The sequence below is a fragment of the Streptomyces sp. PA03-6a genome (assembly GCF_033792765.1).
Taxonomy (GTDB): Bacteria; Actinomycetota; Actinomycetes; order Streptomycetales; family Streptomycetaceae; genus Actinacidiphila.
In genome coordinates this window covers 1-5,161 of sequence record NZ_JARAVK010000409.1, presented here as the reverse complement: position 1 = coordinate 5,161, position 5,161 = coordinate 1, and the positions used below count along the sequence as shown (strand labels likewise).

At 65.2% G+C, this 5,161-nt stretch carries 4 protein-coding genes and 1 pseudogene; 1 reads left to right on the top strand and 4 read right to left on the bottom strand.

Annotated elements, in window-relative coordinates:
* Positions 1 to 288: 288 nt before the first annotated feature.
* From PV350_RS44305 to PV350_RS44290, 4 genes and pseudogenes are all read right to left on the bottom strand, one after another.
* Positions 289 to 786, bottom strand: a complete 498-nt coding sequence (locus tag PV350_RS44305) for a hypothetical protein (RefSeq protein WP_500339033.1) — start codon at positions 784 to 786, stop codon at positions 289 to 291.
* A 353-nt stretch (positions 787 to 1,139) separates the two neighbouring features.
* On the bottom strand, positions 1,140 to 2,729 hold the full coding sequence (locus tag PV350_RS44300) for an MFS transporter (RefSeq protein WP_500339032.1): 1,590 nt from the start codon (positions 2,727 to 2,729) through the stop codon (positions 1,140 to 1,142).
* 170 nt (positions 2,730 to 2,899) lie between these two features.
* Positions 2,900 to 3,312: pseudogene (locus PV350_RS44295) on the bottom strand (SHOCT domain-containing protein).
* Positions 3,313 to 3,476: 164 nt separating this feature from the next.
* A complete protein-coding gene (locus tag PV350_RS44290; RefSeq protein ID WP_500339031.1) occupies positions 3,477 to 3,824 on the bottom strand; it encodes a carboxymuconolactone decarboxylase family protein in 348 nt (115 codons plus the stop codon).
* A 270-nt stretch (positions 3,825 to 4,094) separates the two neighbouring features.
* Between PV350_RS44290 and PV350_RS44285 the strand changes: the two genes are divergently transcribed.
* Positions 4,095 to 4,928, top strand: coding sequence for a class II glutamine amidotransferase (locus PV350_RS44285; RefSeq protein WP_500339030.1), 834 nt, complete (start codon positions 4,095 to 4,097; stop codon positions 4,926 to 4,928).
* Positions 4,929 to 5,161 lie beyond the last annotated feature (233 nt).

The following is a 5,161-nucleotide window of genomic DNA, read 5'->3' as shown; positions in this document are numbered from 1 at the left end:
GCACGTCTCCCTCAGCCCCAGCCGGATCGGCGACATCGCCCGCGCCGCACTCGTCCTCAACGGAATCTGGAAATGATCTTCGTTGAGAAAACCTCAGTGACCTCGACTGGACGCGCGCTTGCGTGCGGAACCGACGACATTGCCCTCCGCATAGCCCGCGTCACGTGAACCCGCCAGCCGCGATAGATACGACAGCTGGCGACTGGCCGAGCAGGACGCATGTACGGTGCACCAGGCTGCCTGTGGCGAGCCAACGGCGGGCCGCTGGCTGGGTCGGCTCAGCGCCGTTCATGCTCGTGCACGGCGGTCGAGACATAGGCGGCCGACCACCGCTCCCAGGTGGATGACCACGCCCACCGCCACCAGCCAGGACAAGATGATCATGACGATGCCGATGGGGCCGTACTTCTGCTGGTTGGCCACGATCGCCGAGGAGAAGTAGTGGGAGGAGAAGACTCCCAGGCCCGTCCAGCAGGCACCGGTGACCAGGGCTGCCGGGAAGAGGGCGGGCCATCGCACGGCTCCTGCCAGCAGTGTGTGCATGCTCCACCACCAGAACAACGTCGCGAAGGCGAAGCCGACCAGGCTCTGCAGCACCGGCCCGCCGAGTGTTCTACCCACGGCCGCCTGCGCTGCACCGTATGTGAGCAGTGCCGCGAGCCAGTACGGCTGCGTACGCATGTCCCGCCAGCCTCGGGCCGGGACGTCGAAAACCTTCTGGTACCAGCCTTGTAGGACGCCGGCGACAGCCACAGCTCCGAGGACCAGCAGGAAGGCGCTCGGCACCGTGAGGGTGTCTTGCCCCCGACCGGACGTAAACAGGGACGCCACGGCTTGCGCGGCTGGTCGGTCCAGCCCCAGCCAGCCGGCGACCACAGCGGCGGCGTCGCGGCCTACAGCCGCAGTGATGACGATGAGAAAAGGGAAGAAGCACAGGAATGCCAGGCGGCCAGTTGGAACGAATGGCCAAAGAAGTCGATCGCGGTGAGCTGACTCCACAGCGTGCCCGCCACGCCTGTTCGTAGCCGCTGGGCGGCCGTCCAGCGGCTACGGTCCATGCGCATCCGGTTCAAAAGACTGCGCCAGCGTTCCCCGGGTCGGCCGGGGGTCCTGTTGTGACCCGTCATGGCAGGAAGCCCTCAGGCAGCCGAGGTCTTGCGGAGCCGGTCTGCCGGCAGGTGCCGGGTGGACGGGAAGCTGGCGAGCGCGATGCCGGCGGTGGCGAGGACGGCGGCTTTGAGGCTGCCGAGCTGTGCCTCGGCGTACTCGGCCACGAGGGCGTCGGTCTCAGGCTTGGCCAGACCTGTGCGCTCTGCCGCGGCTCGTACCTGGTCGGTGCTGACGAAGCTGACGCCCGCCTCGATGGTGATGCCGACCTGTTGACGTGCCGCGTTGGAGATCTCCAGGTTGTCTTCGATCCGTGTAGTGAACACGTGCACCAGTGCCCCGATGAGCAGCGAGCCGATGAGGGCGGTTCCCAGGGAGGATCCCAGGTTTTGAGCGGTGTACTGGAGACCGCCTACCTCGCTGCGTTCCGACTCGCCGACGCTCGATTGGACGACGTTGCCGAGCTGGGAGGCGAGCAGGCCCATACCCGTGCCGAGCAAGGCCATCGCCCAAGCGAAGGAAAGATCGTTGAGGGATGGAGTGATGGTGGCCAGCAGCCAGAGAATCGCCGCGATGAGAATCAGCAGAGCCATACGGACCACCGTGCGGGGGGAGGCGATCCGGCCGATCAGGGGGCCACTCATGGAGACCACGAGCATGCTGATCGACACCGGTAGCAGCCGCAGCCCGGTCTCGAAGGCGCTGAGGCCCTGCACGATCTGGAGGTAGAGAGGGATGACGAAGAACAGGCCCAGCAGGATGAGGTTCTGACTGAGCAACGCGGCAAGGCCGGCCCGTAGAGCGGGCACGCCGAACAGCGAGAACCGTACGAGGGGCTCATGCCTACGCGCCTCCTGCCCTCGCTCCCACAACCGGAACAACCACAGCACGACGGCCCCGGCAGCGATGACGAAGACGGTGAGGGAGAAGCCGAAGACGGTCACGGGGGAGTTGCGGGGGCGCAGCCAGCCCCAGGTGCTGCTCTGCAAGACGCCCAGCACCACGAGGGCCAGGCCGACGCTGGACAGCACGGCCCCGACCTTGTCGAGGTGCGGTCGGGAGCCGCGGTGGGGCTGGTCCTCGATCCAGCGCATGCCCAAGAGGATGGCCGCAACCACCAGGACCTCGGCGGCGAAGACGAGACGCCAGGTGAGGTAGGTAGTTACCCAGCCACCGACCAAGGGTCCGACCGCGATGCCGGCTCCGGCCAGGCCGCCGACGACCCCGTAGGCGACGGCCCGGTCCCGGCCCTGGTAGGTCCCGGCCACGAGCGCGGCAAGCGCCGGGAGGACCAGCGCCGCGCCGAGTCCTTCGATCACGGACCAGCCGACGGCGAGCACCCATAGGGCCGGGGCCACAGCGGTGAGGGCGGAGCCCGTGGCGTACACGATCAGTCCGATGCCGAACACCTTGCGGCGTCCGAGCATGTCTCCGAGTTTCCCACCCGTGATCATGAGGGCTGCCATGACCAGGGTGTATAGGGTGATGACGGCCTGAATCGCAGTGACCTCTGTGTAGAAGTCCTCGACCAACTGGCTGATCGAGACGTTCATGACCGAGGTGTCGAGCACCATCAGGAACTGGGCAGTACCGAGGATGATCAGAGCCCGCCATCGCCTCACCGCTTGCACCTCCAGAACTTCCGGTGTGCGTCACGGCTTGTGCGCGCGACCCCTCAGGTCACCATAAAGCAGGCATATCCCCGCTCTCGGTACATCCGTTGCTAAAAACGGCTGTACCGATAGGACCGCCCTTGAGCTGTGGAGTTCGCTCCTGTGTTGGCCTGTGTCGGTCAGTGCAGGATCTTCTCCTTGGCGCGTTGGAATTCCTCGTCTGTGAGGTCGCCCTTGGCCTTGATCTCCGAGAGCCTCGCAAGTTCGTCGGTCGCGCTCGGCTTGGCGGTGCCGGCGGTCTCGCGGATGTAGCTGTCGAAGGCTTGCTGCTTGGCCTTGGCCTGCTCCGCTTCGCGTAGTCCCATGTTCCTCCCGCGGGCGATGAGGTACACGAAGACGCCGAGGAAGGGCAGGACGAGCACGAAGATGGACCACCCTGCCTTGGCCCACCCGTTCAGGGAGTCGTCACGCAAGATGTCCACAAGATCCGGACGAGCAGGAAGATCCAGATGACCCACAGGAAGATCCACAGCATGGTCCAGAATGCGCCCAGCAGTGGATAGTCGTAGGCCAGGTTCAAGTGACCGGTCATGTCGCTTCTCCTCTTGCGCATCAGTGCTGATTTACGTCAGCACCGATCGCTGACCAGGCATTGTGGGGCGTCGCGGGGCTCGGCTTTACAGTGCCGAGGGTGAGGCCCCGAGCAGCGCGCCCGAGGCCTCTGATGCACCGTCCTGCCTTTGGCTAGCGCCGGTGTCAGATCTCCATCTCACTCACGAGGTCGGCGAAGCCGAGTGCGCGCAGCACGCTGCCTGCCGCGTCCACCACTCGCGCGCTGCCGACGATCGGTGCGATTGCCACGCATACGGCCTTGGCGTCCTCGACGGTCAGTCCGGCTTCCTTCGCCACACTGAGGTTCGCCAGGTACGAAGCGGGGGCGGCGTCCATCGCTATGAGCGCAGCCAGTCGGACAAGGTGGTACGTGCGTTCGTCGAGGCCCGAGTTCGGCAGCGTCTCGAATTTCATGCGTACGATCTGCTCGAAGACTGGCAACTCGCCGTGTGCCATTGCACCCAGGGTGCGTTCGGGGGCTTCTGCTGTCATGATCGGCGACCTTCTCACTCGATGCGCCCTTGGACGCGCGGGGGCCATCCGCTAGCACTCGGGAACATGCGGCACAGATGTCCCATTTAGTCCCAATCTGTGCGATTCCTCTCTATCCTGATCCTAAACGCGCCGAGGCGGACCTCAGTGGGCCCTTGCGCATCTCGGTCCGGTCGACGCAGACGCCCGCATGGATGGGCACAGTCGGTGCACAGAGCCATCGAACTGGAGATCTCGGCGCCTTTCGGAAGGACAAGGAGGCGGTAACCAATGTGCCGCTGGCTCGCCTACTCGGGAACACCCGAACTGCTCGACACCATCCTGTACAGGCCGGCGCACTCGCTGATTGATCAGAGCCTGCACTCTCGGTTGGGTGTCGAGACCACCAACGGCGACGGGTTCGGCGTCGGCTGGTACACGCCGGACATCGACACGCCGGCGGTCTTCCGGGACACAGGCCCGGCATGGAGCAATCGCAACGTGCGAGAGATCGCTGGCCACGTCCGTTCCTCCCTGATCTTCGCTCACGTCCGGGCCTCGACCGGTACCGCAGTGCAACAGACCAATTGCCACCCATTCCGCCACGGCCGCTGGATGTGGATGCACAACGGAGCAATCACCGACTTCCACAGGCTTCGGCGAGACCTCACCCTGGCCGTCGACCCGGAACTCTTCCCCAGCATCGAGGGTTCTACGGACTCGGAGACGATGTTCTACCTGGCCCTCACCTTCGGCCTGGAACACGACCCGCCAGGCGCCGTGGCGCAGATGGCGGGACTCGTGGAACTCACCGGGCACGAGCATGGCGTGGCGTTTCCGCTGCAGATGACGATCGCCGTGACCGACGGGCAACAGCTCTGGGCCTTCCGCTACTCCAGCGAGGGAGCCTCGCGCTCGCTGTTCTTCAGCAGCCGGGTGGACGCGCTACGGGCACTGCACCCGGACGTGCCGTTCCTTCAGGAGCTGTCCGAAGAAACCCGCCTGGTCGTGTCCGGACCTCTCGGCGACCTGTCCGGCGCCTGGAACGAGGTCCCCGAGAGCGGCTACGGCGTCGTGCAGCCCGGAACGGACGAACTTCGGCCTTTCACGCCGCAATCTGCATAGCTCCGAGAGGCTCCAATGCCGGGAAGTTGGATCATAAGTTGGACCGATCGCCACTCCCAGGAGGCCAGCCGCTTCTGGCGTGGCGCCGCGAGGGCGGGAATCATTGGCCGAAGCCTCGGCCGAAACGGCCTCTAAGTGGGCATTTAGAGATGCTCTATGCCGGTAAGTAACTTTCATGGCTGCCAGGCTTAGGGTGTTTATCCCATACGTACACCATCGCGCCCGTCGATCTG

Excerpts from the sequence above, each read along its gene's own strand:
- PV350_RS44290 (WP_500339031.1), bottom strand. The coding sequence starts at position 3,824 with ATGACAGCAGAAGCCCCCGAACGCACCCTGGGTGCAATGGCACACGGC.
- PV350_RS44285 (WP_500339030.1), top strand. The coding sequence starts at position 4,095 with ATGTGCCGCTGGCTCGCCTACTCGGGAACACCCGAACTGCTCGACACC.